Annotated in this window: 24 protein-coding genes, 1 tRNA gene and 1 pseudogene; 10 read left to right on the top strand and 16 right to left on the bottom strand. The window is 58.4% G+C overall.

The window, feature by feature from the left end:
• Nucleotides 1–371, bottom strand: a 371-nt coding sequence (locus tag ACVWYY_RS06625; protein WP_457439959.1) for a helix-turn-helix domain-containing protein, incomplete at its 3' end; no start/stop codon positions are given.
• A 181-nt stretch (nt 372–552) separates the two neighbouring features.
• On the opposite strand from ACVWYY_RS06625, the gene nadC reads away from it, so the two are divergent.
• From nadC to ACVWYY_RS06610, 3 genes are all read left to right on the top strand, one after another.
• A complete protein-coding gene (nadC, locus tag ACVWYY_RS06620) occupies nt 553–1,410 on the top strand; it encodes a carboxylating nicotinate-nucleotide diphosphorylase (RefSeq protein WP_011434043.1) in 858 nt (285 codons plus the stop codon).
• Between the two features lie 198 nt (nt 1,411–1,608).
• Nucleotides 1,609–2,697 carry a quinolinate synthase NadA gene (gene nadA / locus ACVWYY_RS06615; protein WP_414342299.1) on the top strand — a complete coding sequence of 363 codons (1,089 nt, stop codon included), beginning with the start codon at nt 1,609–1,611 and terminating at the stop codon, nt 2,695–2,697.
• Between the two features lie 29 nt (nt 2,698–2,726).
• Entirely contained in the window at nt 2,727–4,220 is a 1,494-nt protein-coding gene (locus ACVWYY_RS06610) for an L-aspartate oxidase (RefSeq protein WP_457403083.1), read from the top strand.
• Here ACVWYY_RS06610 and gndA read toward each other — a convergent pair.
• The 5 genes and pseudogenes from gndA to ACVWYY_RS06585 form a co-directional block, all read right to left on the bottom strand.
• A complete protein-coding gene (gene gndA, locus ACVWYY_RS06605; protein ID WP_457403082.1) occupies nt 4,217–5,635 on the bottom strand; it encodes an NADP-dependent phosphogluconate dehydrogenase in 1,419 nt (472 codons plus the stop codon). The genes ACVWYY_RS06610 and gndA overlap by 4 nt on opposite strands.
• A gap of 93 nt (nt 5,636–5,728) precedes the next feature.
• Nucleotides 5,729–5,902 (bottom strand): annotated as a pseudogene (locus ACVWYY_RS06600) (pentapeptide repeat-containing protein); the annotation flags it as partial.
• A gap of 429 nt (nt 5,903–6,331) precedes the next feature.
• Nucleotides 6,332–7,555, bottom strand: a complete 1,224-nt coding sequence (locus tag ACVWYY_RS06595; RefSeq protein ID WP_457387885.1) for an alpha/beta hydrolase family protein — start codon at nt 7,553–7,555, stop codon at nt 6,332–6,334.
• A gap of 162 nt (nt 7,556–7,717) precedes the next feature.
• Nucleotides 7,718–8,920: a carbohydrate ABC transporter permease gene (locus ACVWYY_RS06590; protein ID WP_414329418.1), complete on the bottom strand. Its 1,203-nt coding sequence runs from the start codon at nt 8,918–8,920 to the stop codon at nt 7,718–7,720.
• A gap of 111 nt (nt 8,921–9,031) precedes the next feature.
• On the bottom strand, nt 9,032–10,384 hold the full coding sequence (locus ACVWYY_RS06585) for an extracellular solute-binding protein (RefSeq protein ID WP_457439957.1): 1,353 nt from the start codon (nt 10,382–10,384) through the stop codon (nt 9,032–9,034).
• Between the two features lie 234 nt (nt 10,385–10,618).
• On the opposite strand from ACVWYY_RS06585, the gene ACVWYY_RS06580 reads away from it, so the two are divergent.
• Complete coding sequence (locus ACVWYY_RS06580; protein ID WP_457439955.1) at nt 10,619–11,260, top strand: hypothetical protein; 642 nt, start codon at nt 10,619–10,621, stop codon at nt 11,258–11,260.
• 51 nt (nt 11,261–11,311) lie between these two features.
• Here the strand turns inward: ACVWYY_RS06580 and ACVWYY_RS06575 are convergent.
• Together ACVWYY_RS06575 and ACVWYY_RS06570 are read right to left on the bottom strand one after the other, a co-directional pair.
• Nucleotides 11,312–11,382 (bottom strand) — tRNA-Gly (locus ACVWYY_RS06575).
• Between the two features lie 107 nt (nt 11,383–11,489).
• Nucleotides 11,490–11,933 (bottom strand): 2TM domain-containing protein, encoded by a 444-nt coding sequence (locus ACVWYY_RS06570; protein ID WP_457439953.1) that lies wholly within the window; start codon nt 11,931–11,933, stop codon nt 11,490–11,492.
• A 185-nt stretch (nt 11,934–12,118) separates the two neighbouring features.
• Between ACVWYY_RS06570 and ACVWYY_RS06565 the strand changes: the two genes are divergently transcribed.
• Entirely contained in the window at nt 12,119–14,107 is a 1,989-nt protein-coding gene (locus tag ACVWYY_RS06565) for a DICT sensory domain-containing protein (protein WP_457439951.1), read from the top strand.
• Nucleotides 14,108–14,299: 192 nt separating this feature from the next.
• Here the strand turns inward: ACVWYY_RS06565 and ACVWYY_RS06560 are convergent, their stop codons facing one another.
• The 3 genes from ACVWYY_RS06560 to ACVWYY_RS06550 all read right to left on the bottom strand — a co-directional run bounded on the left by ACVWYY_RS06560 (nt 14,300) and on the right by ACVWYY_RS06550 (nt 16,543).
• Nucleotides 14,300–14,884, bottom strand: a complete 585-nt coding sequence (locus tag ACVWYY_RS06560; protein WP_414342286.1) for an SRPBCC family protein — start codon at nt 14,882–14,884, stop codon at nt 14,300–14,302.
• A 154-nt stretch (nt 14,885–15,038) separates the two neighbouring features.
• Nucleotides 15,039–15,284 carry a hypothetical protein gene (locus ACVWYY_RS06555; protein ID WP_049749597.1) on the bottom strand — a complete coding sequence of 82 codons (246 nt, stop codon included), beginning with the start codon at nt 15,282–15,284 and terminating at the stop codon, nt 15,039–15,041.
• 65 nt (nt 15,285–15,349) lie between these two features.
• The gene (locus ACVWYY_RS06550; protein WP_457439949.1) at nt 15,350–16,543 is read right to left on the bottom strand and encodes an RNA-guided endonuclease InsQ/TnpB family protein; all 1,194 of its coding nucleotides are present in this window, start codon (nt 16,541–16,543) and stop codon (nt 15,350–15,352) included.
• Between the two features lie 175 nt (nt 16,544–16,718).
• Between ACVWYY_RS06550 and ACVWYY_RS06545 the strand changes: the two genes are divergently transcribed.
• Both ACVWYY_RS06545 and ACVWYY_RS06540 read left to right on the top strand, forming a co-directional pair.
• The gene (locus ACVWYY_RS06545) at nt 16,719–16,808 is read left to right on the top strand and encodes a cytochrome b6-f complex subunit PetN (protein ID WP_244349857.1); all 90 of its coding nucleotides are present in this window, start codon (nt 16,719–16,721) and stop codon (nt 16,806–16,808) included.
• Nucleotides 16,809–16,899: 91 nt separating this feature from the next.
• Complete coding sequence (locus tag ACVWYY_RS06540; protein WP_011434030.1) at nt 16,900–17,061, top strand: hypothetical protein; 162 nt, start codon at nt 16,900–16,902, stop codon at nt 17,059–17,061.
• A 23-nt stretch (nt 17,062–17,084) separates the two neighbouring features.
• Here ACVWYY_RS06540 and ACVWYY_RS06535 read toward each other — a convergent pair whose 3' ends face one another.
• The 3 genes from ACVWYY_RS06535 to ACVWYY_RS06525 form a co-directional block, all read right to left on the bottom strand.
• A complete protein-coding gene (locus ACVWYY_RS06535) occupies nt 17,085–17,468 on the bottom strand; it encodes a DUF309 domain-containing protein (RefSeq protein WP_457439947.1) in 384 nt (127 codons plus the stop codon).
• The gene (locus tag ACVWYY_RS06530) at nt 17,461–19,965 is read right to left on the bottom strand and encodes a sensor histidine kinase (RefSeq protein ID WP_457439945.1); all 2,505 of its coding nucleotides are present in this window, start codon (nt 19,963–19,965) and stop codon (nt 17,461–17,463) included. Before ACVWYY_RS06530 ends, ACVWYY_RS06535 begins: the two co-directional genes overlap by 8 nt.
• 225 nt (nt 19,966–20,190) lie before the next feature.
• Nucleotides 20,191–20,970 (bottom strand): TatD family hydrolase, encoded by a 780-nt coding sequence (locus tag ACVWYY_RS06525; RefSeq protein WP_457393310.1) that lies wholly within the window; start codon nt 20,968–20,970, stop codon nt 20,191–20,193.
• A 207-nt stretch (nt 20,971–21,177) separates the two neighbouring features.
• Between ACVWYY_RS06525 and ACVWYY_RS06520 the strand changes: the two genes are divergently transcribed.
• Complete coding sequence (locus ACVWYY_RS06520) at nt 21,178–21,765, top strand: thioredoxin family protein (RefSeq protein WP_414407619.1); 588 nt, start codon at nt 21,178–21,180, stop codon at nt 21,763–21,765.
• On the opposite strand, the gene ACVWYY_RS06515 is transcribed toward ACVWYY_RS06520, so the two are convergent.
• Nucleotides 21,750–22,559 (bottom strand): inositol monophosphatase family protein, encoded by an 810-nt coding sequence (locus ACVWYY_RS06515; RefSeq protein WP_041436751.1) that lies wholly within the window; start codon nt 22,557–22,559, stop codon nt 21,750–21,752. The genes ACVWYY_RS06520 and ACVWYY_RS06515 overlap by 16 nt on opposite strands.
• Nucleotides 22,560–22,621: 62 nt before the next feature.
• On the opposite strand from ACVWYY_RS06515, the gene ACVWYY_RS06510 reads away from it, so the two are divergent.
• A complete protein-coding gene (locus ACVWYY_RS06510; RefSeq protein WP_457403075.1) occupies nt 22,622–23,260 on the top strand; it encodes a biotin transporter BioY in 639 nt (212 codons plus the stop codon).
• A gap of 180 nt (nt 23,261–23,440) precedes the next feature.
• Complete coding sequence (locus ACVWYY_RS06505) at nt 23,441–23,881, top strand: hypothetical protein (protein WP_414522501.1); 441 nt, start codon at nt 23,441–23,443, stop codon at nt 23,879–23,881.
• A 316-nt stretch (nt 23,882–24,197) separates the two neighbouring features.
• On the opposite strand, the gene ACVWYY_RS06500 is transcribed toward ACVWYY_RS06505, so the two are convergent.
• Complete coding sequence (locus ACVWYY_RS06500) at nt 24,198–24,314, bottom strand: photosystem II reaction center protein I (protein WP_011434021.1); 117 nt, start codon at nt 24,312–24,314, stop codon at nt 24,198–24,200.
• Between the last annotated feature and the right edge of the window lie 323 nt (nt 24,315–24,637).

Below are 24,637 nucleotides of genomic sequence, written 5' to 3'. Positions count from 1 at the left end.
CCAGCTCCCTTGAATCTGGGTTTCCCTGCCCGCTTGCCGTTACCGTCCCCCTTCAGCCAGCGGTCGAATGCTTTGTGCACTCGCTCTATGCAGTTTTGCAGGACTTGCGAATGGACTGCTCTGTACTGCGGAAACAGGGCTTTCGTGCTCACCAAGTCCCGTTTTTGGGAGTAGAAATCGGGCTTGTCTTTCAGCTTGGGCAAATGACAGACTAGGGGACAAGCATTGATATCACAGCGATTGTGTTCCCACCACGCAAAGCGCTCTGCTAAGCGGTAGTTGTACTGCTTGCGTAACAAGTCTAGCCATTGGTCCATCAGAGCAACTTGGCTAGAGGTAGGGCGTAAGCGATACTGGTAAGCAGTTCTCATGATGAGGGTATAAAATCCTGCTACGCCGGTCATAGCACCAGTAAGGACGAAGCATCGTGTCCTCGCCTTTTATCCCGACCCTTACCCTGGATAGTGGTGAGTGGATAGTGACCAGCCACTAGTCACTAGTCACTAACGGAGGGCGGGGCTTCCCGGCGGTCTAGCTAAAACCAAACCGAAAATGGAAGAAGTTTACCTACCAGAGGAGACCCTTTGCGCTTGGCTGTGGGAAGACCTGGGGCACGGCGACCTCACCACAGAGCTGACCCTACCCCCAGGACTGGAGGGTGAGGCGGTAATCCTGGCCAAGGAGACAGGGATCCTGGCCGGCCTGGAGATTGCCAAGCGGGTTTTTCGGCTGGCGGATCCCCAGGTGGAGTTCATCCCTGGAGTGGAGGAAGGGGCCAGGGTGGCTGTCCGTCAAGAGGTGGCCCACCTCAAGGGATCCCTGAAGGGCATTCTGGCGGGGGAGAGGCTGGCGCTCAATCTTCTCCAAAGGCTGTCCGGCATTGCCACCCTCACCCGCACCTATGTAGAGGCTCTCCGGGGAACCTCAACCCAGCTTCTGGACACCCGCAAGACCACTCCCGGCCTGCGCGCCCTGGAGAAGTATGCTGTACGGGTAGGGGGCGGCAAAAACCACCGCTTTGGGCTGTTCGACGGCATTTTGATCAAGGAAAACCACATCATTGCCACGCAACGCTGTTGCGACCGCGGCGCGGGAGGCGTTTTGGCAGCCGTCAAGCGGGCCAAGGAAGGTGCTCCCCACCACCTCAAGGTGGAGGTGGAGGTGCGGGATCTCCAGGAACTGGAAGAGGCTTTGGCAGCAGGAGCCGATCTCATCCTTCTGGACAACTTCACCCTGGAAGAAACCCAGGCCGCCGTCCAACGGGTGGGAGGGAGAGTTCCCCTGGAGGCCAGCGGCAACATGACCCCAGAACGGGCCAGGCAAGTGGCCGAGGCAGGCGTGAATTACGTCAGCGTCGGGGCGCTCACCCACTCGGCCAAGGCTTTGGATCTCTCTTTGCTGGTGGTGTGACCCTGAGCCAAGTCCTCGCTGGACACTGCTTTATTGCTACGCAACGCTGTTGCGACTGATGCTACTTTGAGAAGACAACCTAAGCCCAGCTCCAGCTCAACCGGGCGCCGCGAAAGGCTTCGCCGGGCATCTGGGTTGGGGGTTGCTTCTCTTGCCGGCTCAGATACCCCCCAAAGCAGAGTCGACCAACTCCAGGAGATGGGCTTTCCGTTATTGCTGCGCGCTGCTCCTGCAAACGCATTAGCGGGACAAAGTCCTCAGATCGTGTCCAGCCTCCAGAGGAACAAAACCGTTATTGCTACGCAACGCTGTCGCGACAAGAAGTCGAAAATGAAGGGAGAAACCCCATTGCTACACAACACTGCCACAATCGTCCAGGAGATTGCCCGGCTCAAACAGGAAAGGCAGGCAGTTATCCTCGCGCATTCGTATCAGCTCCCCGAAGTTCAAGAGGTGGCGGACTTTGTGGGAGACTCCTTAGGACTGGCTCGGGAGGCTCAAAAGACGAGCGCCCAGGTGATTGTCTTTGCGGGCGTGCATTTTATGGCGGAGACGGCTGCCATCCTTAACCCGGAAAAGACAGTGCTGCTGCCGGATCTGGAGGCGGGCTGTTCCTTGGCCGATAGCATTCGCCCGCAAGATGTGCTGCGGTGGAAGGCAGCCTGCCCTGAGGGCCTGGTGGTGGCCTACGTCAACACCGCTGCCGAGATCAAGGCTCTGGCAGATGTCTGCGTAACCAGCGCCAACGCAGTTCAAGTGGTGGCCAGCCTGCCCCCGGATCGCCCCATCTTCTTCGTGCCGGATATGTTTCTGGGAGCCCACGTTGCTCAAGTAACCGGAAGGGAGCTGGATCTCTTTCCGGGAGAGTGCCACGTGCATGTTGGCATCCGGGAAGAGCACCTCAAGGCGATGGTGGAAGAGCACCCTGGAGCAGAGTTCCTCATTCACCCGGAGTGCAGTTGCGGCTCTAGCTGTCTCTTCCTCAAACCGGATGCCAAGCTGCTCTCCACCGAGGGCATGGTGCGCTACGCCAAAGCTTCAGAAAGCCGCGAGTTTGTGGTGGCCACCGAGGTGGGCATTCTTCACCGGCTCAAGAAAGAAGCTCCAGACAAAACGTTCATCCCTGTCAAGGCAGAAGCCGTCTGCGAGTACATGAAGAAGATTACCTTGGAAAAGATTTACCGCTCCCTGCAGGAGATGCGCTACGTGATCCAGGTGCCCCAGGAGGTGGCTGAGAAGGCTCGCCGTTCCATCCTGGCCATGCTGGCAGTGCCCGCCGGAGCCTAGAGGTGGAGGGGAAGAACGGGGCGCCGCCCTTGTTAGAAACAGACCTGTTGATCCTGGGAGCAGGGGTGGCGGGGGTGTACGCAGCCCTGTGGGCCGAAGCCCAGGGGGCGACAACTCTGGTGGTAAGCAAGGATCCCCTTCCCTCTGGCTCTACCCCTTGGGCGCAGGGTGGGGTGGCTTTTCCTGTGGATGAGGCGGACGTAGAAGCCCATATCCAAGACACCTTGCAAGCGGGCCGCGGCCTGGTGGAAGAAAAGGTGGCTCGCTCCATTGTGGAGGAAGCACCCTTGCACCTGGAGAGACTTTTGCGCTGGGGCCTTCCTTTCCATCCCCAACCTGTCCGGGAAGGGGGCCACTCCCAAGCGCGGGTACGCCATCTGGGGGGGGATCGGAGCGGACTGTGGCTTCTGAGAGGTTTGCTGGCTCGCCTCAACAGGCTGCCTTTGCAGGGCTACACAACCCTAAGCCTTTTGCTGGCGGGGGACAGGGTAGGGGGGGCCTTGCTGCTTGGCCCTGAAGGGCCGGTGGAGGTGAGGGCCGGGGCAGTTCTCCTGGCTACGGGAGGATTTGGCAGCCTTTTCCCCGTCTCGACAGCTCCCCCGGGGGCCACCGGCGACGGAATGGTGCTGGCCTGGCGGGCAGGGGCCACTCTCAGGGATCTGGAGTTTGTGCAATTTCACCCCACGGCCTTGCCCAATGGAGCGCTGGTGAGCGAGGCAGTAAGAGGAGAAGGGGCTGTTCTCCTCAACGCCTTGGGGGAGCGTTTTATGCCTCGCTATGCGGAGCTGGGAGAGCTGGCGCCGCGGGATGTGGTAGCTCGGGCCGTTTTCTGGGAGCGGCAGCAGACAGGGGGAACCTACCTGGATCTGCGGGTCGTCGAACATCTGGAGGAGCGCTTTCCCACCGTTGTTGCCTCTGCCCGCGCCTTGGGGCTGGATCCCACGAAGGATCTGCTCCCAGTTGTTCCCGCGGCTCACTACGTGATGGGTGGGATCCGAACGGACACTTTCGGCTTCACCGGCCTGCCGGGCCTTTATGCTGCTGGGGAGGTGGCTTCCACGGGTCTGCACGGAGCCAATCGCTTGGCTTCCAACAGCCTTTTGGAAGGGCTGGTCATGGGCAAGCGGGCCGCCTTGGCTGCCTTGCAAGATTTGGGAGAGGTGAGCTTTCCCCGACAGCTGCAGAGGCTACCCGTTCTGGCGACGTCTCCCGACATCCTGCCGGCTCTCAGGCATCGAGTTGGGGAAGCTTTGGGCGTTGTGCGGGAGGGAACACGGCTGCGGGCTTTTCTGACCTTTGTCAAGGCACTTCCCCTGCAGGAAAAGCCTTGGGCCACCCGGGAAGAGGCCGAGGCAGGCAGTCTGCTTTTGCTGGCCCGTCTGATAGCTCAGGGGGCGCTGCTGCGGGAGGAAAGCCGCGGGGCCCATTTCCGCGAGGATTTTCCTCAGGAAGGGGAGCCTTTCCATACGGAGGTGCGCGGTTCAACTTTTTTCCGGAGACCTCTTGATGCTACGCATTGCTAACGGCAACAGGCATTCCACTCATGGTGAAAGACGCCCGGCCTGTCGATGCGCTCGAAGGTGTGGGCCCCGAAGAAGTCCCGCTGGGCTTGGGTGAGGTTCTGGGGCAGGTTGGCGGTACGGTAGCTGTCGTAGTAGGCCAAAGAAGCGCTGATGGCCGGGATCGGGATCCCCAGGGCAGCCGCCGTGGACACCACCCGCCGCCAGGATCCCTGCCGCTCCCGGATGGCCTGCTCGAATTCCTCATCCAAGAGCAGGTTCACCAGCTCTGGATCCCGTTTGTAGGCCGACTGGATCTCGCCCAGGAAGCGGGCGCGGATGATACAGCCCCCCTTCCAAATCCGCGGAATCTCACTGAAGGTGTAGACGTAGCCGTGGGCAACAGTGGCTCTTTTGAGCAGGGCCATCCCCTGCGCATAGGAGCAGATTTTGGAGCAGTAGAGGGCGGCGCGCAGATCTTGGATAAAGCGATCGGGATCCCCTGCAAAAGTTGCGTCGGGCCCCTTCAACTGGGCAGAGGCAGCCACCCGTTCCTCTTTCATCGACGAGAGGATGCGAGCTTGCACCGCCGCTTCAATGGTGGGCACTGGTACCCCCAGATCTAGAGCGTCCTTGACTGTCCACAAACCGGTGCCTTTTTGCCCAGCCTTATCCAGAATGAGATCCACCAAAGGCTTGCCGGTTTCCGGATCCAGGGTTTGGAAAATCTTGGCGGTAATTTCAATCAGGAAAGATTCCAGCTCCGTTTCATTCCAAGCCTGAAAAATCTCCTGCATCTGCGAGGCCGACAGCTTCAAGGCCCTGCGCATTACGTCATAGACCTCGGCGATCAGTTGCATATCGCCGTATTCGATGCCATTGTGCACCATCTTCACGTAGTGCCCGCCCCCTTTGGGCCCCAGGTAGGTGACACAGGGGCCGTCTGGCACTTGAGCGGCAATTTTGGCCAAGATGGGCTCCAGTTGTTGGTAGGCCTCTGGGCTGCAGCCGGGCATGAGGCTGGGGCCGTTCAGGGCGCCCTCTTCCCCGCCGCTCACTCCCATGCCGACAAAGTGGATCCCGGTGGGGGCGAGGGCTTCGGCACGGCGATCGGTGTCGGTGTAGAGGGAGTTGCCGCCGTCGATGATGATATCCCCCGGATCCAGCAGGGGTTTAAGCTCGTCAATCACCGCGTCTACCGGCGCACCCGCCTTGACCATGATCAAGAATTTGCGGGGCCGCTCCATCAGTTGCACCAATTCCGGCAGGCTGTAGGCGGGGGTGATCCGTTTGCCTTGGGCTCGCTCCCGCATGAACTGGTCGGTTTTGGAGCTGGTGCGGTTGTAGACGGCAACCGGGAAGCCATTGCGCTCGACGTTGAGGGCCAAGTTTTCCCCCATCACCGCCAGGCCGATCACCGCAAAGCTGGGCTTGCTCATAGTTGGGCACTATCGACACCTCACCCAATCTAGAGGCCAATCTGACCGACGGGGCTCAGGGATCCTGTTTTCTTCATCTTTGCCGGCCCTGATTCAAGGGCAGCCCAAACTCTCACGGGTGGTTACGCCGGTTACCGGGTGGGATCCCTCAGCTTGCTCACACAACTGCCGCTTTGCCGCCCGATCCACATAGGCTTCGCTGAAATCGGCGCCGGCAATCTGCGCTCCTTGCCAAACCGCCCGTGCGGCAATGGCTCCCGTGAGCTTGGCCCTTCTGAGAGCCTATCCGAATACCTCGTCGTCACGTCACGACGGATGAAATCCATCACCGGATGCAAGCCGATGGAGTCGAGGCACGGCACCGTCGTGCCCCGACGGGTGCACCCCGACGAGTGGTGAATGGGATGGGCGCATGATCAACAACCCCCATTGTCCATCGATGCATCCCGTGCTCGTCGTATCATCGGGGAGGGCAGTGCGCGAACCGCCCCTCCGCTATCGGCAGATATGGGTGCGTTGCGTCGTCAAGCCACCCATGCATAGTCTTGATCAGTGATCACCGTTGGGGGCAATGGGCACCACGGTGGTTATTCGGTCGTCGTTACCCCCAGCATCGCTTCGTTCCAATCACCGCACGGGGAAGAGACGAGATTCGCTGACCTTCATCTTCCACACCAGGATGTTTCGGATAGGCTCTTAGAGATTCTCTGCCCGATACCCAAAAACCTCATCCAGCCAATCAAAGACTACTTGCTGCATCAGGCCCAGATTATTGATCTGGCAGTGAGCATCTGCACCGTCGGCGGCAACGAAGACGCGAAAGGCTTTAGGGCATCGGAGAGCGTTGTAAAACTCGCGAGCCTGCATCATTTGTGCTTCTGACTCTCCTTCGCCAACCATACACAATACCGGACATGTAATCTCTTCTATCCTTTCAACTCGTGCTTGTCGCGCCATTTCTAACGCTTCAGAAATTGTGCTTACTCCGGCTTGCCAGCAGAACTTCTCTAATGCAATACCGGGCAGGGGGTTTCTAAGACCTGCCAGCCTGGTAAGGGTGTTCCTGAAAAAACCGGGAGTTTTGAGGAGTACCGACGGAATTTCGGCCATGACAAGTTGGTAAATATCTATGATGGGAGCACTGGCTATGCAGGCTTTGATACGTTTCTCAAATGGAAGAGCGCGGGATACCATGTAGCCACCACCACTGATGCCAAATAAAGCCAACCGTTCGGCGTCGACCTCTGATCGCGTGAGGATATGATCGACGACAGCCTTGATAGGGAGTTCAGAATCGACCCGGAAGAATAAACCATCGAAGGGTGTACTTCCCTGACCGGGCAAATCTATCAGAAGAACGTGATACCTCCGGCGGACTCCTGCCGGGCCTATCCAGAAATAGAGTTCTTCGGCGCATGTTTCACCACCGCCTATCAGGATCAACGTTGGTGCTTTCCGATTCTCATTATGCCCGCACAGAAAGTAACCCGGCAGAACTTTGCCCGCGAACGGGATCTGGATCGGTTCGATAGGCGGCTTGCATTGAGCGGCTGCTTGCCGAAAACACCATTGTGCTTTTTGCCATCCCTCTCGCAGTCGTTGATCTTGCGGGCGAACGAAGATGGCTGCCATCTGATGATAGGTAAAGGCGCGCAGGTAGGCTTCACGTGCACTAACCCGATGCCCGTTTGCCAGTGCCTGTGTCGCCTGCGATTCGACGCGACGGGCCATTTCTGACCAGGCCTTGTACCAGCTTTCGGGATCACCATCTTTAATTTGGGAAGCAGTGTAGAAGCACTCGCCAAGTGCCGAACCACCTTCGTTTTGGTGAGCAAGAATCCAGGCAAAATAGAAATCCATATCGTCATTCCGAAACCGGATTCGCTGTTTGCTTCGCTGCCATAGTTTCTCTTTATTCATAACTGTTTATCCTTGAATTGGAAGAATCTTTCGCGGACTAACGGATTGTGCTGCCCTTGAATGGCGAAGGTGGTGGAGTGAGGCTAGGTGTAAGCCTGTATTAGCCGATTTTCCCCTTGCCCACTGAGAACTGGGATCATTGCGTTGCAGCAGAGACAGCCGTTATCCGCCGTAGGTTACATTCCGCTCGGTGGTGCGAAATTGCAGGATCGTCAGCCCCACCACAATGAGAAACAGGACGATGGATTGCGCGGCAGCCCTACCCAAATTGCCTGAAGACACTCCGATTTTGTAGATCTCGTAGATCAACACCGAGGTGGATCCGGAAGGGCCCCCAGCAGTCAGCAAGTCAATGGTGCCAAAGATATCGAAAAACGCATAGGTCATGTTGGTAATCACCAAAAAGAAGGTGATGGGAGAAAGCAGCGGTAGGGTGATGGCAAAAAAGCGACGCACTGCCCCGGCCCCGTCGATGGCAGCCGCTTCCAGCAAATCCTTGGGCAGGTTTTGCAGGCCGGCAAGGTAAAACAAAATGTTGTAGCCCATCTGCTTCCAAACGCTGGCAAAGATCACCACCCAAGGGGCCAAGTTGGGATCGCTGAGCCAGTTTAAACGGGGGATCCCCACCAGGCCCAGCAAATGGTTGGCCACCCCTCCCAAGGGGTTGAACATGATAAAGAAGATGATCCCGGCCACCGCCGGAGAGATGGCGTAGGGCCAGATCAGCAACACCCGATAAATCGCCGCCCCCCGAATCGGCTGATAGGCCAGCGTGGCAATCAACAGGGATCCGCTCAACCCCAGCACCACGATGGCCGCCGAAATGGCAAAGGTAATCCCCAGGCTGCGCAGATAGGTGGAATCCGTCAGCAAAGCGGTAAAGTTATCCACACAGACGAAGCGGCTGCGCGGCGCCCCCACAAATGTGAGCAGGGTGGAAAGGCGGAAGGTATCCAGCCCTGGGTAGTAGAGAAACACCACCAAGATCGTGAAGGTGGGCAACAAGAGCAGCCACGCCAGCCACCACTGCTTAAAGATGCCCCTCTCCTGAACAGCTGGGCCGGGGATCCCCAGGCGGCGCTCCTGTTCCTTCTGCGTCCACGCCAACAGCGGCCAGAGGGGAATGGCCATGCCCGCCAGCACCAGCCCCACGCCAAAGGCCATGTCGATAGCCTTGCGCTCCGGCTCAAAAGTGCAAAAATCCAGGGGCGCCATAAAAATCAGGGATCCCAGCCCTCCTGCTAGGCCCCCCAGCACTGCCCCCACCGGCACAGGCCACTCGATGCGTCGAAAACGGAGCCCCATCCAGAGGGATCCCAGCAACCCTGCCAACAGCGGCACCAACACTTGGACGAATCCCAACATGCCTCTCACCTCGGCTGTGCTCTTCACAAGAGCCTTATCAAAGCCCGGAAAGGGGCAGGCCGCCGCCCACCCCCATCCCTCAATGACACCGTCAGCCCATCGACATCCAGGTTACTGGTAAAGGGAGTTGTACTCGGCCAGAAGGCGGTTGGCCTCCTGGTTGGCCTTGGCCATGGCCTGGGCCGGATCCCCGCCTTTAAGCATCAGATCTTCCATGGTTTGGGTCACCACGTTGCGAATTTCGGGGAAAGCCCCCAGCAGCGCCCCCCGAGTGGCAGGGGTCACCTTGGAATTGTTGATTTGGTCGCTGGCGGTGAAGAAGTTGGGGTTTTCCTTGAACCAGCCCTTCGACTCCAGCAAGGCTACCGAGCTTTTCCGAATGGGCAAGTAGCCGGTCACTTGGTGCCACTCGGCAGCATTTTCGGTGTTATTGAGCCACAGCATGAAGGTCAGCGCCCCCTCTTCCACCTCCTTGGGCAGATCCTTCACCAGCCAGAGGCTGGCTCCCCCGATCAAGTTCCCCGTCCAACCCTTGTCGGCGTTGTAGGGCATGCGGGTGGTGACCAGCTCGATGTTGTTTTGCTTGGCAGCGTTGGTGATGTTGGCGGCATCGGCGCTGCTGGTGATGGCCATGGCGACGGTACCGGTCTGGATGGCCTGCTCGGTGGCTGCCCAATCCCGCTGCTTGCCGCTGTAGATGTAGTAGCCTTTGTCATACATCCCTTTCCACCAGGTGGCGATGGCAATTGACGGCTCCGAGTCCAAAAAGACCTGGGTGGCACGGGCGGCACGGCCATTGTTGTTGTTGGCCAAGAGGGCATTCTGCTGGGCCATCCACTGCTCGTAGAACCAGCCGTGATTGGGCCAGGTCACACAGCCCTGGGGAGCGTCGGGGAGGGCCATGATCTTTTGACAAGCAGCCTCCAGCTCTTGCCAGGTGGCCGGCGGCTTTTCGATCCCAGCCTTCTTCAAGATGGCCGTGTTGGAGTAGAGAATGGGGCTGGAGCTGTTCCAGGGCATGGAGGTAAATTTGCCATCCAGGGTGTAGTAGCTCACCACCGGCTCGATAAAATCGTCGAAATTCACTGGGATCCCGTTCACTTCGGTGCGATTGCCCAGAGCCTCGGCAATGGACTTGAAGTAACTAAAATCCCGTGCCCGCTGGGTGCCCACCTCAAACCATTGCACCACCGAAGGAGCAGCATTTTGTTGAATGGCCAGGTCGGTGGCTTGCTGAATTTCTTCGTAGTTGCCGTAGCCTTCGATCGTAACTTTGTATTGAGGAAATTGTTTGTTGAATTCTTCCGCTTTTCCGCGGGCCCAATCCAGGCGGTTGTCGGTAAAGGCAATCCAAACTTTGACTTCGGCAGGAGACTGAGCAAAGCTGTCGGCAGCCAGAAGAGCAGCAGCAGACGCAGCCACCAGGCCAGCCGCAACAGCCAGGAAAGTACGACGGGTGTTCATAGAAAAATGCAGTCGCATTCGCTAAAGGCACCTCTGAGATTACAGCACCGACATTAAGAGCAGGTTATGTCTGGCGGGATCCCTCTAGGAAGTGAACCCTCAGGCCGAAGTCAGAGTCAGATGAGGTGAGCACCTAGCCTGGGTCATGATTGGCAATTTCTCAAGGGGTCTCGAAAAATGAGAATGAAAATGAAAACCCCAAGCTTTTGCCTGTTATTGGTTACTGCCCTCCTGATGGCGCTTGCTCCCTTTGCGCAGGCTCGCCCCCGTCAACGCACTGCCACAGCCACCACGTCAACGGGTGGATCCCTGACCCCGAGCGGTGAGCGCACCTTCACTCACTCCGGCACCTACACTGGCACCGGGCCAAGTGGCAGATCGGGTAGTGGCACCTATTCCGGCCAGGGATCCCGGCAATTCATTCCCGGTCAGGGGGTGGAAGGAGACTATTCCGGCCAAGTCACTACCCAACAAGGTCAGACCTGGAACCTGAACCATCAGCACACCACTACTCACACACATGAGGGTTGGCAACGGCAGGGCAGCACCACCCTGCAAAACGCCGAGGGCAAGACGGTGGGCAGCAGCTCGAGCCTTATCGAGGGCCAAGCGGGGCAAGGCTGGCAGCACAGCGGCCAATTCAACAATGCTCGCGGCCAAACCTACACCACCGAGTCGAGCAGCACACCGACCGGGCCAGGACACTGGCAGCGGGAAACTCGCGTCTTCAATGCCCAAGGGGATCTGCTCGGTGGCTCTGATACCGATGTGCAGTACCGATTTGTACCAGGGCAAGGCTGGGTGAAAACAGTAGAAGGCAATACCCTGAAAGGTCAACCCATCCGCCGCACCACCACAGTCGGCCCCAACCTGTGAAGAAGAATCTGAAGGGCACTTTAAGGGATCCCTTAGGATTTTGTGGGAGGAAGCGGGCGGACGGAATCGAACCGACAACAGCAGTTTGGAAGACTGCGGTTTTACCATTAAACTACGCCCGCACAGGCATTCACTGATGCCGGAAGCCTATGATAGCACCTCTCCCCAGTCAAGGTCTGGAGAGAAATCCATTTCCATCAGCGAGACGGGCTTCTTGGGTGGGCTGCGCTTACTTGCGGCGGAGATCTTTCTGGCGTTTCTTCTGCCATTGGCGAAACTCTTTCTCGTAGCGTTCACCCTCCGTTTGGTAGGCGTTCCAGCCCTTGAGGGCAACGGTCAAGCCCCACCCCATGAGTATAAACAGCGACCAAGATAGCCCTCCACCGGAGAGCCAGTCTAAGCCCAGCAAAAAGCTGTTGACAATTCCATAGCGGCCCAGCAGTTGGTAAAACTGCCGACGGCGGTAGCGCTGGAATTCTCGGTGTTGGCTGTTCAGCTCTTGCCAGGCCTTCCATTCCTGCTCGGCCAAGTCCAGCTCTTGGGGGGAGATCCCCAGTTCGGCAGCCATCTCCTGCAGTTGGGAGCGGGTGAACTCGCCCAGGCGTGGCTGGCGGGCAATGGCCCGCTGGAGGATCTGCTGCACGTCCTCTTGGCTGTACCGGGATCCCGACATTTGGCTGACTTACATATAACTTCGTAAACTTTATATCTCTTAGTTTGGGCTAGCTGGATCTTGCGCCTTATGAAGCTCCCTCCGCCGCGGGATCCCAACCGTTAGACTAAACCTAGACTGCGAGCCTCCTTCTCTGGGGTTAAGTGTCCCTGTACTGCCTGTGATCTGTGCTTGCCAGTAGGGTTATGGCCTCCACCCGCTCTAGATCTTACCTTCGCCAGAGTCGTACCTCCCTATTGAGCGATCTGCTGCAGGCTTTGCCGCACCTGCGCCCACAACTGTATTTCAAATCCTCTTTGGTTGCCCTCAGCCACGCCATTGAGGATCAGGTGCTGCAAGGGCAGGGATCCCCGTGGGTATTCGCTAACTTTCAAAAGGAGCGCTACTACCGCCAGGAGGCACGGCGCTACCAGCGCATCAGCGCAATGGCCCAAGACGTGTTTGTGTTGGCGACCCCAGAAAAGGATTTTGCTCAGACAGACCTGCCCTACCACACCATTCCCTTGGATCCAGAGGATCCCTTGGTGCAGGAGTGGCACTTGATCGTCATCGATGCCCACTATGCCACCTGCCTCGTGTGTCGAGAACGCTTGCAGATGCAGCGGGAGCGTCCTTGGCAAAGCAGCGATATGGATGCAGCTCGCCAATTTGATGGGATCTGGTCATTTGATCGTCAGATTACAGTCCAAGCGGCTTTGGCCCTGTTGCCCAAGATCCTCAGTTACCGACCGGATCTGGAACCTCGCCTTGAGCCCCTTCGCCAGTACCTCAAGGGATCCCCGCAAAACTCCGCCAGCCAACTGAATCCAGGCCCCTTTACCGAGCGGCTGATCACCTATCTCCAGGCAGGGCAATACAAGCTGCAGCGGGCCTACCGCACCATTCGGGCGCAAGAGCGCAAAGAGCATCTGATCAACCGCATCAGCAGTGCCATTCGCCAGTCTTTGGATCCCGGCGAGATTTTGGCAATTGCTGTGCAGGAGCTGGGGCAGGTGGCAGAGGTGGGGCGATGTTTGATCTACCGTTACGATGGCCAGGCCCCTGCTGTTCAGATTGAGCAGGAGTACCGCACCCTAACGATGGGCAGCCTTAAGGGATCCCTGTGGCCTCTTCCCAGCAACCCTTTTTTGCGGGAGGCAGTAGCCTCGGCACAAGCGGTGTGCTGCGAGGATACCCAAAAGGATCCCCGCCTGCAGCGAGTGCCGGAGCTGTGGCAGCGGGCCCAAATTCGGGCTTGGGTGGCCATGCCGATTCTCTATCAAGGGCGGTTGCTGGGCCTATTGGAGCTACACCACGAACACCCTCACCGCTGGCAGCCGGCCACTCTGGAGTTGGCAGAAGCCATTGCCAACCAAGTGGGGGTAGCCCTCTTGCAGGCAGAAGCCTATCAGCACCTAGAAGAGCTCAATCGCCAGTTGGCAGCTCTGGATCAGGCCAAATCAGAGCTGATTGCCGTGACCGGACACGAGCTGCGCACCCCGCTGTCCACCATTCAGGTGTGTTTGGAGTCTTTGGCCAGCGACCCCGACATGCCCCTGGAGATGCGCCAGGAAATGTTGAACACAGCCCTGCAAGATGCCGATCGGCTGCGGGAGTTGGTGCAGGACTTTCTCACCCTCTCCAAGCTGGAAAGTGGTCGCGTTCGCTGGCATATCGAGCCGTTGTCTGCTCAAGAATGTGTGGAGCTGGCCCTGAGCAATGTCAAAGCGCGACGGCGGCACGAAGACTTGCCCACCATCGAGCAGGTGCTGCCCAAACGGCTGCCAATGGTTAGGGCGGATGGGGAGTGGCTGGTGGAGGTGTTGCGTAAGCTGCTGGACAATGCCTGCAAATTTACCCCTTCCACCGGACGGATCTGGATTCGGGCAGAAGTGGAGCCACCAGCCGGTGGATCGACGGGGGCGATGGTGAAGTTCACTGTTGCCGACACCGGGCGCGGCATTGAGCCAGACCGGTTGCAAGCCATCTTCGAGCGGTTTTATCAAGCAGAGGGATCCCTGCGGCGCTCGGTGGGTGGGACGGGCTTGGGGCTAGCCATTTGCCGACTGATCATTGAGGCCATGGGGGGGCGCATCTGGGCAGAATCGGGGGGGATCAATCAGGGCAGTGCCTTCCACTTCACCCTGCCGATAGCGCACCCACACACCCAAGGACAGCCCTCGATCGCTGCTTGAGACTCGAAAGGTGAAGGACCACCGGCCCACTTTGCCTCTGGGATCCACCTGGCAAATTCCAGCTCGAATATCAAATCCCACAAATGGCAATAAAGCTGTTCCCCAGCCCCCCTCTTCTTTGGCAGAAGGGCTGAGAGTGGTCGCGTCAGCGGCGCGGAGCGCTTGGGGAACGAGGTACCTATTGGGCACGCCTCAAACGGGCTTGGAATGATCCGACAAACTCAGGCAGCGCTCCCGAATGGCTTGTAAGTTCAGGGCCAAATCTTGGCAAATGCGGCGTTCCACCAGACCGACAGGCATTCTGCGGGGAGGCTTGACCTGCAGGTGGTAGGTGAGCAAGGTTTGATGGGCCGACCAATCGGCCAGATCCCAAAACCCCTCGAAGATAAGAAAATCCCCTTGTGTTTTTTGGAAGCGAAGCTGCTGAGGAAAGATCTCCTCGATAGCCAGCACCACCGCAGCAGAAAATTGGGCAAATAAAACCTTTTGGGATCCCACTTGACGTACCAGTGTGCGGCCATTCTCACGGCCAATGACGCGACTTTCCACCAAGTTGGGAATAAACTCCGCCAGATGGTCGTAGTCGGTCAAAACCTGCCAGACCTGCTGCCGCTCCACCGGAATCAGGACGCGACCTCGCACTTGGCGGCGGCGCTCCCCCAAATCCTCCACCTCCACCTGGATGTCTGAGGACTCCGTCCCGCTGACGCCAGCAGGAATGGGGATCCCATCTTCTGGGGTGGGGTCTTGGGGATCCCATTCAGGGTCAGAAGGCATGGCGAGAACTTCAGTCGCGTAGGTGCTGTAGAGCAGTGCGGAAACCGGAGAGGGAATCGATTTTTGACTGGACAAACCATTCGCCAGCAGTTCCAATAGGCTGCCCCCCTGTGTTTTCTATTGTATCAGGGAACTGTATAGCAGATAACGAACTCTAGGGGAGAAGGGCCTGGAACCAACCGACGATCACCTGCCAAACCTGTTCTAGAAGGGCAAAGGGATCCCGCAACTCCTGCAGCACCTGCCGCGGGCCAATTCTAAAGACCACGTACAACACGGCCAAGATGATTACAATCCCCACCGTTGTCCAGATGGCCTCTCGAACCACCCGCACCCAAAAAACCAGCATAAAAATGGCGATGGCTACAGCGGCAACCAGCGGCAATGTGTCCAGTACCATCGGATCCCACCTCGTTTGGCTCAGACGTTTCAGATTTAACTCCACTGTAGCCAGCTTGAAGTAAACTACCCGACCCTGACTACTTCGCAGTACAGGGCGGGCTTTCGGTAGCCCTGCAGTTGGCAAGCCAACCACGAACCTCTAGGCTGGTTTACAGCAGCCCCCAAAAGCGCAATCACATTCGCACCATTCAAATCCGCATCCCCTTCCCATCCACAGTGTCCACACTTAAACTTCTTTCCACTGCGGTAGGATTGCGCAGGGTCGGGATGAATGTGCAAACACCGGTGGCAGGTCTGCGACGTGTAGGCAGGCGGCACCAGAATCAAAGCAACCCCTGCACGCAGAGCCTTGTACTCCAAAAATTGACGGAGTTGATAAAACGCCCAACTGTTGGCCCTGCGCCGTTCAGTTTTACTGCGGGGTTGTTGGTTGATGCGCTCCCGGATCCCTGTCAAGTCTTCCAGAGCAAGAGCGCTATTTGTCGCCTTTGCCCTAGAGACAATAGCTTTGGAGATGCGATGATTGACCCACGCCTGAAAACGTCTCTCCTTGCCAGACAGCCGTTGCAGCAGTTCTCTGCATCTGCGCCGCGAACTGCGGGTGCCCTTACTGGCTTTGCGTTGGAGTGCCGCCCTCAACCGGGAGTAGTGGTCGCGGACTCTGTTCAACTGCTGTCCATTCCAGTTATCTCCTTCCGATGTATGGGCAATATCTGTCCTTCCCAAGTCCACCCCGATCACCTTGTCGGTATCTTGTTGCTTGGGTGGTTTTTTCTCTACGCAAATCTGGATGTAGTAGGAGCCATCCTTCCGCTGGACTAGGGTGGCCGATTTGGGGTTAGAGCCAGCCAGCATTCCCCTCTGGTAGTTACCAATGGCTAGCTCAAAGCGTTCTCTCCCTTCAACCGTGGTCAGCGACACCGTCCAGTCTTTCTCGCGGAATGAAAAGATACGTGCATCGTAGGTAACGAACCCACGCTTGAACTCTTTAACTGGACGGTTACGCTGTCTCGCCGCTTTGCGGGCGCCGGCCACCCGTCTGCACACCTGCTGGGCCAAGTTGCTGGACAAGCCGAATCGGGCTCGAATCTCGTAGTAGCAAAGGGATTGCAGTTTGACCGCGTTGACGATCTTCTCCGGCGTGTTCTGGTTGACCCAGTTCAAGGCTTGGCCAAAAGCCTCCATCGTCGCGTCCAATTTGGCGGCTTGCGACTGGGACGCCTTGAGCTTACAGGAGACGATCAGGACTTGGCTCATAAGTTCATTGTACTTCATCAAAGCGCATTCCTCCCGGCACTGACCCTACGGTACAGTGCGGGGCTCCTGCGATTTCTAGCTGAAAACAGGTGTTCGTAGATGTCCGTTGACAAGGGATCTCCTCTCGTAAAATGGGATCACCTCGAGATAACCCCTCTTTAGCTGGGCTGGACCTATGGACATCATCACCCTTGGCTGGATTGCCGTCCCCACCTTCTTCGTTCTTTCCATTGCCCTGGTGGTCTGGGGGCGCAACGGCATGTAATTTGTCATGCCTGGATTGAGCCTCACATCCATCTTGCATTCATCTTGTTGTTCCTGCCGCCGATATTGACGGGGTTACCCCCGCTCACACCATGGAAACCGATCTTCCCTTGGTCGCCCGCATCGCCTACGGAAGCATCTTTTTGCTGTTGACAGCCGTAACCCTGGGCGTTGGCTACATTACCTTCATCGACTGGCGGGATCGGCGGCGACGCAACGAAGTTGAGCGCAAAGCCCGTCGCTCCAAGCGCTAGCGCCGCTGTTGGGCCTGCTCAGGTCAGTCTTCAACCCAACTCAGGGTGGGGATGGCCAGGTAAGGCAGGGGATCCTGGGGTTGCAGTTGAGAAAGATGCCGCAGGATGCCCTGGTTAGCCTGCCACAGGGCTTGCACATCCCATCCAGCGTAGGTGGGCAGAAAGTCCGCCAGCTTGCGGTTGGCCTCCCCCAACAGGATCATGCAGCCGCGGCGGTTGCCGTTTTGCAGGTGATAGTAGGCCACGGCGGTTTGCAAAAGCCCCTGGTAGAAGCGCCGCTCTGGATCCACTGCCTCCATCCACAGGGCCTCTAGGGTGTCGTGGCAGGCGTAAAATTTCCCCCGGTTAAACTGCTCGGCGGCCAAACGCAACGCTTCTGAGTGGGCATTGCTCATGTGGCTAGGCACAGTTGTGGGCTAGGGGTGAGGTCTGCACAGGCAGGGATCCCTGCGGCAGCACCAGGGTAAAGCAGGTTTTGCCTTGAGAGCTCTCCACCGAGACGCTGCCCCCCAGCCGCTGCATCCACTGCTTGACCAAAGCCAGGCCCAGGCCGGTGCCGCCCCGCTTCCAGGGATCCCCGCTGGGAATGCGGTAAAACTTCTCGAAGATGCGCTCCCACTCGCTGTGGGGAATTTCTACTCCCTCGTTGATCACCCGAATTTCCACCTGCTGCGGGCCGGGCCGCTGCGCCGTTACCCAGATGCTGCACCCTGGGGGAGTATACTTGCAGGCGTTGTTGACCAGCTCCTGCACCACCCGCTCCAGGCCACCTTGATCGGTGAGCACCTTGCCCACATTTGGCGCAATCTGCCACTGCAACCGTTGCTGGTTGGCCTGGGCCCGCTGTAGAAACGGCTCCAGCACGCTGGGCAGCCAGGTTGCCAGCGGCACTTCTTCCAGATGGAGCGTTTTGGATCCCTGCTCCAACCGCTGCAGATCCAGCAGGTCGTTCACCAATTCCGCCTCCCGCTCACACTCCTGCTCCAAAATCTTGAGATATTGCTCTCGTTTTTGGGGGGCGCGGGCGGTTTTCAGCAGTTGGATGGCCATCTTCATGTTGGTGATGGGGGTGCGCAGCTCATGGGAGACGGTGCTCAAAAAATCATCTTTGAGGCGGTTGAGGCGCTCCAGCTCACCAATTTGCTGCACAGAAGCCTGGTAGAGGCGGGCCTGGCGGATGGCAATGGCGCAGTGATCCGCCACCTGCTGCACCACCTGCACCTCCAGTTCATCAAAGCACTCGGCTGCCGGCTTCGCCAGCCAGAGATCCCCCAGCACCCCTTGGTCATCCCGCAGCGGGCACACCAGCAGGGTCAGCCCTTCCCGGCGGGGGATCCAGCCCTGCCCAGGCAAGTGGCAGAATTGCATCGCTTGACCCTCTTGCAGGTGCCGGTAGAGATCGGGGTAGTCGGCCAAGGTCAGGGTGATCCCACCGGCAGGTGGTAGAGCAGAGGTGTATTCATAGCGCACCGTCGCCTGGCCAGATGCCCAATCGTAGAGACAGAGATCGCAACCTTGAATGGGCAACCCCAGAGCCAACTCCTGCACCACTGCCCGCAGGATCTGGGCCTCGTCCAAGCTATCCCGCACCTGGTCGGTGACCCGCTTCAGGAGAGCATCCATCTCCAAAGAGCGCTGCAGGGCTGCCGTCCGCTCCCGCACCTCCTGCTCCAGACGGGCGTTCAGGGTTTGCAGTTGCCGGTAAAGCTGATTTTGCGTGATGGACAGGGCTAGATGCACCCCAACCCGGCCCATCAGCTCCAGCTCCGAGGGTGACCAGGCTTTGGCCTCGTCAATTTTCAGCTCTCGCCAGGCGGCAAAAGAGATGAGAGGCAATTTTTGTCTGGGATCCCCCTGGGTAAACCAACGGTAGCCCGCCCAGTGGGTTTCTTGGTAAACGGCCCCGCGAAACACGCTCAGCCAGCCCACCGGCTGGTCATTCCAGGCGAGCTGGGCCACCAGCAGGCCACGAATGGGTGTCTGCTTCATCTGCTCTTGCAGCTCCGGCCATTTCTCCAAGTGGGAGAGCGACCACATCTTGACCCAGCCCCCCGCTCCTCCGGCCCTTCCGAGCTGCTCCTGTAGCCAGGTGTCGTAGCTGGCCGGGGGTTGCACGCCATGACAACAGAGGGTATCTGAGCCCATAAAGTGGATCCGCAGCCGTGCCCCGATCCCCTGCAAACCGGCAGCAAGCTGCTCCAGCACCGTGGTCAAGGTCGTCTCCGGGTGCAGGGGCGAGTAAACTAGAGCAGCAATTTGGTTGATGAGGCGTTCCTGCTGCGCCTTCTGCCGCGCCTGCTCCAGCAATTCCGCCTGAGCAATGGCAATGGAAACTTGATCCGCCAGCAACTGCACCACCTGCAGCTCTTCTTGGGAGTAGGGACGAGGCTCAGCATGATGGGAGACCAACAGCCCCCATAGCTCCTGGTGATGCATCAGGGGAACCACCAAGGAAGAGGCCACCCCCATGGATTTCAAATAGTGAACATGGCAGGGATCCACGGGCCGCTGCAGCGGCTCGCCCAGAGGAACCCTAGCAGACAACCCCCAAGACTCCGGCTGGCTGATGGAACGGCTCTGCGCCTCCACATCCACAATCACCCGCACCTGAGCTAGGCGAAACAACCGCCGCGCCTCCTCGGGAATGTCCCCTGCCGGAAAAGTCAGCCCCAAGAGCGAGGGCAGCCGCTCCCCGCCTCGTGCTTCCGCCACCACCGTTCCGTGACCTTCGGGATCAAAGCGGTAAACCTTCACCCGATCCGTTTCCAGAAAAGACCGTATCTCTTCCGCTGTTGCCTTGAGGATTTCCTCCAGCTCCAGGGATTGCCGAATCTGGTGGGTGATGCGGTTGATGAGGGCATCTCGGCTGGGTCGAGCTGCGGCAGCCCACGTTTCAGTATCCATAGTTACAAGCCCCTAGCCCCTGGAATTAGCGGAAAGTACCTAAAAATACATCCCTTTTTTCCAGCATAGGATGCCTTTGAGAAGAGCAGTCGGAGTTCAAAAGAAAAGTTAAAGAAAAAGTTAAAAATGGTAACTCAGGGTTTCCCGGGTTGGAATCGCCTGAGATCGGGTGAGATCTAGGGTCGGGAATGGCCTACGGCTCACCCGCGCCCTCGGAAAGCAGAGCTAGAGGAGAGGCAGCTGAAACAGGCGAGCGGCATTTTGGCTGGTTTCTTCTGCCAGTTTTTCCGGTGGGATTCCCAACAGCTCCGCCAAGGTTTGGGCCACCCGCTGCACATAGGCCGGCTCATTGCGTTTGCCGCGGAAGGGGGTGGGAGCCAGAAAAGGGCAATCGGTTTCCACCAAAAGCTGGGATAGGGGCACCTCCAAGGCCGACCGGCGGACAGTCTCGGCATTCTTGAAAGTAACAATGCCGCTGAAGCTAATGAAGCAGCCCAGCTCGACAAACAGCCGCGTCTCCTCCGGGGATCCGCTCCAGCAATGCATCACCGCCCGCACTGGCCCCCCCGTGGCCATGGCCTCCTTGAGGATGGCGTAGGTGGCTGCTGCCGCCTCGCGGCAATGGACGATCAACGCCAAATCCTGGGCTTGGGCAATGGCAATCTGGGCCCAGAAGGATTCTTTTTGCCGCTCGATATCCGCCGGGTTGGACTTGTAGAAATCCAGGCCCGTCTCCCCGATAGCCACCACTCGCTCGTCGCTGGCGGCCAGGTGGGCGATCTTTTCGGCCAAATCGGGCTGCCACTGGCCCGCCTCCAAAGGGTGCAGCCCCACCGACAAAAATACTTCCGGATACTGGTCGGCAATGGCCTGCAACTGGGGGAATTCTGCTGGTGTTACACAAGAATGCACCAAACGCCGGATCCCCGTCTGACGCCAGCGCTCGGCCACCTGGGGCAGATCCGCGGCAAAATCGGGGTAATTGAGGTGGACGTGAGTATCCACCAAAGGAGCAGCAGGTAAGACGGCGGTGCTCAAGGCTCAGCTCTCCAACAATCGTGTTGCCAACCTTATCCAATTGTAAAAGCTGTCCCCGGCCTGCTTGGGATCCCTTCTGGCGCTCCCGTTTGCCGGCGAGCTCCCCTTGCGACGGCTCCTGGGGGGGCAGGATGATCCACAATGATTGAGGAAACCTTACGCCGGAGGTTTGTTATGGCCCGTACCCCCTCAACCATGCTGCCTTTGGGCACCCCAGCCCCTGACTTCAGCCTGCCGGATGTGGTGAGCGGCCAAACCATCTCCCTCTCCACCTTTGCCGACAAGCCGGCCCTGCTGGTGATGTTCATCTGCCAGCACTGTCCCTATGTGAAGCACGTGCAAGAGGAGCTGGCCCGCCTTGGCAGAGATTACAAGGATCGCGGCGTCGGCATTGTAGCCATCAGCGCCAACGATGTGGAGAAATACCCGGATGACAGCCCAGAGAACTTGAAGAAGATGGCCGAGACCTTGGGCTTTACCTTCCCCTTCTGTTACGACGAAAGCCAAGAGGTGGCCAAAGCCTTCACCGCCGCCTGCACCCCCGACTTTTTCTTGTTCGACGCGGATCGCAAGTTGGTCTATCGTGGTCAACTGGACGACAGCCGTCCCAGCCTGACCGATGTGCCGGTGACGGGCAAAGATTTGCGGGCGGCGCTGGATAACCTTCTGGCCGGCAAGCCCATCGATCCCGACCAAAAGCCCAGCCTGGGCTGCAACATCAAGTGGAAACCTGGCAATGAGCCTGCTTATTTCGCTGGGTAGATCCCGCTTTTTTGAATCGCGGCCAGGGCCTGTCGATGCAAGCTGGGGTTGGCTGCCGCCAACACTTCTCCCGTGGAGGTGCGGGTTAAGGGATCCCCTCGCCAATCGGTAATCACGCCACCGGATCCCTCAATCACCGGCACAAGGGCAGCAAAATCGTAGAGGGCAAGGCCACACTCCATCACCAGATCCACACAGCCGCTGGCCAGCAGGCCGTACTGGTAGCCATCGCCCCCATAGGAGGTAATGTGAACTGCTTGGCTGAGCCCCTGGAAGCACCGTTGTTGGTCGGGTTGGGTGAACAAATCAGGGGTGGTACAGCTCAAGTAGGCGCGGCTGAGGTCGGTGTTGGCCTTGGCTCGGACGGCTTGCCGGTGGGAGGGGGTTATCCATTGAGTGGGCTGTCCCCGTACCCCCAGCCAGCGTTCCCGCAACACCGGCTGATCGATGATGCCCAAAATGGGGCGGTCTTCTTCCAAGAGGGCAATCAGAGTAGCAAAGGTGGGCTTGCCGGTGGAAAAGGCGATGGTGCCATCCAAGGGATCCAGAACCCAGGTATAGAGGGATCCCGTCTGGTGAAAACCAAACTCTTCGCCAAGGATGCTGTGTTCTGGCACTTGGGCCATGAGCAAAGCCCGCATAGCTCGCTCTGCCTCCCGGTCGGCCACCGTCACAATTGGGGAGCGGGCCTCTTTGTATTCGGCTTGCAGTTCTCCGCGAAACAGGGGGCGAATCACCGCTCCGGCAGCATCGGCCAGGGCCTGGGCCAGTTCAATCCACTCTGCCTTGACCACCTTTTGCCCACCCTATTTGCGCGTCTCCCCTCTTAGCATAGAGTAAGGGTTTCCCCCCGGTTATGCGGTCTGGCCTGCTCTTAACTCCTCTGGAATGGCTCTGGACGGCGATTGGGGTAATCCTGACCATTTTGGGCACCCTGACCCATTTGAGTTTTCCGCCGGAGCTGCCTGGGTTGGGGGGATACAGCTTTTCGCTGCAAATTGGGGGCGTGTTGCTGACGGCTTGTTTGGCGGGGCCGGTGGCGGCGGTGTGCGCCCAGATCGTCTACCTAGGGTTGGGGCTGGCAGGGCTACAGGTGTTTGCCCAAGGGGGAGGGTGGCAGTACCTATACCAGCCTGCCTTTGGCTACTTGCTGGGGTTTCTGCCAGGAGCCTGGGCCTGCGGGACAATTGCTTTTCCGCAACGGGATCCCTACCCTTCTCCCCCGGCCCGCCAACGCGCTGCCGATGCCAAGCGGTGGGCAGGAGGGATCCCTGACTCCCCGGTGGGCCTCCAAGAGTTGGGATCCGGCAGCTTGGTGGCTTTGGCCTTGGTTCACCTGACCGGGATTCTCTACCTTTTGGCCACACAACCCTGGAATGGGGAGTTGCTGAGGTTGATAGGGCTTTACTCCGGCTATACTCTGCCGGGACAGATCATCGTGGCCAGCTTTGTTGCAGTGATAGCGTTGCTGTTGCGGCGCTTGCTGCTGCTCTGAAGCAAGGGAATCAACTCTGCACAAAGGCCCATGCAGATTTGGGTCGTGGCGCATCTTTTCTCAAGCTGCAGAGGCAGAAAGTAACTTAGAAAAGTAACTTAGAGCTGTGCCGCTCAAGCGGTGGTACAGACTCTGGTCAAGTCTTGTGAGGATTGACGGGTTTGCGTAAGGAACTGCGGGATGCAACGGACTGCTCTCACCCTTTTGGCCACCGGCCTTTTGGCCACTGGGCTGGCTGCTTGTGGAGATGGCGGCAGCTCAGGGGGCTCGATCCTGCCCCCACCCCAAGGCCCAACGGTTTCGTTTATCAATGCGCCCACCTCGGTGCGGGTAGGCACCTCCACGCCGGCCTTCACGGTGCAGGTGAGTGTGCCCGGCGGTGCTCGTCCAACGCAGTTCCTCGAGCTGGAAACTTTCAACCCCAGCGGCGTGCGCGTGCAAAGGGAATTCCTCAGCCCACAGCAGGCCGGCTGTAACCCTGGGGCCACCTTTTGTAGCTTCAGTACCGATTTCCGCGTTGCCCTCGGGGATCCCATCGGCGTTTGGCAGTTCCGGATTACCGCGTTTGACCAACAGAATCGCTCCGGATCCCAGACATTGCTGATTACCGCCTTCCAGTAGGCAAGCAGAGTTGCCGGTTTTGGGGTGAGGCCACTCACTCTAGAGGGGAATGCCCACCAGCGGGCCGAAGTCCGAACAAGGACTGAATCTTGCTCACCGCTGCGGCTTTCTTCCTGCTTCCACAACCCCTAACCAGCAGCAGCTTGCGTCGCCGCACCGCCGGAGGGATCTCCACAGGCGTCAATTTCCCCAGGGCTAGCGTTCCGCGTCGCCGGTGCGACCGGCAGAGTTCCACAAAAACAGGGCCAGAGGCATGCCCCCTCAAGCGATGAGCCGGTTATCACTGGAGTTCGCAAGCTGCCCAAGGCGGGATCCCCTACTCCAGGTCTCGACGGTTGGGGTTGCGGGAGGGGTCGTTGCTCAAAAAACCAAACACAAAAAGCCCCACAAAAAAGATGACAACCGCGTAAACAGAGATTTTCAGTAACAGCATAGTTTCAGCAACCCGTTTCCGACTGAGTGAACTGATGAAGCGATAAGGCAATCGTAAAACAAGGGTGAACCACCCCAGAGAGGGGATCCCGTTCAACCTGAGACCCCGCAAAACTTCTTCACAACATCATACCTCTCAGCGGCCCTTTTTCCCGCAAATGGCCCCAGTTCGCCCTGAGAGCTCCTTTCATCACGCCCTCAGGAAAAGCTGCAAAGCTTGGCCTGTTAGGGATCCCCGGCAAGAGCAGAGATTGTTAAGAAATATTTTGGGCTGGAAACAAAGATTGCAACTCCTCAGCGGCAGCAACGCTCGCGGGCGACTGG

It is taken from the genome of Thermostichus sp. MS-CIW-34, assembly GCF_054060435.1.
The sequence above is the reverse complement of the archived record's forward strand: the minus strand, read 5'-3'. Positions and strand labels throughout refer to the sequence as shown.

Coding starts and splice junctions, on each gene's coding strand:
- nadC (WP_011434043.1), top strand. CDS start 553: ATGGAAGAAGTTTACCTACCAGAGGAGACCCTTTGCGCTTGGCTGTGG.
- nadA (WP_414342299.1), top strand. CDS start 1,609: ATGGGCTTTCCGTTATTGCTGCGCGCTGCTCCTGCAAACGCATTAGCG.
- gndA (WP_457403082.1), bottom strand. CDS start 5,635: ATGAGCAAGCCCAGCTTTGCGGTGATCGGCCTGGCGGTGATGGGGGAA.
- ACVWYY_RS06595 (WP_457387885.1), bottom strand. CDS start 7,555: ATGAATAAAGAGAAACTATGGCAGCGAAGCAAACAGCGAATCCGGTTT.
- ACVWYY_RS06590 (WP_414329418.1), bottom strand. CDS start 8,920: ATGTTGGGATTCGTCCAAGTGTTGGTGCCGCTGTTGGCAGGGTTGCTG.
- ACVWYY_RS06585 (WP_457439957.1), bottom strand. CDS start 10,384: ATGAACACCCGTCGTACTTTCCTGGCTGTTGCGGCTGGCCTGGTGGCT.
- ACVWYY_RS06580 (WP_457439955.1), top strand. CDS start 10,619: ATGGCGCTTGCTCCCTTTGCGCAGGCTCGCCCCCGTCAACGCACTGCC.
- ACVWYY_RS06570 (WP_457439953.1), bottom strand. CDS start 11,933: ATGTCGGGATCCCGGTACAGCCAAGAGGACGTGCAGCAGATCCTCCAG.
- ACVWYY_RS06565 (WP_457439951.1), top strand. CDS start 12,119: ATGGCCTCCACCCGCTCTAGATCTTACCTTCGCCAGAGTCGTACCTCC.
- ACVWYY_RS06560 (WP_414342286.1), bottom strand. CDS start 14,884: ATGCCTTCTGACCCTGAATGGGATCCCCAAGACCCCACCCCAGAAGAT.
- ACVWYY_RS06555 (WP_049749597.1), bottom strand. CDS start 15,284: ATGGTACTGGACACATTGCCGCTGGTTGCCGCTGTAGCCATCGCCATT.
- ACVWYY_RS06550 (WP_457439949.1), bottom strand. CDS start 16,543: ATGAGCCAAGTCCTGATCGTCTCCTGTAAGCTCAAGGCGTCCCAGTCG.
- ACVWYY_RS06545 (WP_244349857.1), top strand. CDS start 16,719: ATGGACATCATCACCCTTGGCTGGATTGCCGTCCCCACCTTCTTCGTT.
- ACVWYY_RS06540 (WP_011434030.1), top strand. CDS start 16,900: ATGGAAACCGATCTTCCCTTGGTCGCCCGCATCGCCTACGGAAGCATC.
- ACVWYY_RS06530 (WP_457439945.1), bottom strand. CDS start 19,965: ATGGATACTGAAACGTGGGCTGCCGCAGCTCGACCCAGCCGAGATGCC.
- ACVWYY_RS06520 (WP_414407619.1), top strand. CDS start 21,178: ATGGCCCGTACCCCCTCAACCATGCTGCCTTTGGGCACCCCAGCCCCT.
- ACVWYY_RS06510 (WP_457403075.1), top strand. CDS start 22,622: ATGCGGTCTGGCCTGCTCTTAACTCCTCTGGAATGGCTCTGGACGGCG.
- ACVWYY_RS06505 (WP_414522501.1), top strand. CDS start 23,441: ATGCAACGGACTGCTCTCACCCTTTTGGCCACCGGCCTTTTGGCCACT.
- ACVWYY_RS06500 (WP_011434021.1), bottom strand. CDS start 24,314: ATGCTGTTACTGAAAATCTCTGTTTACGCGGTTGTCATCTTTTTTGTG.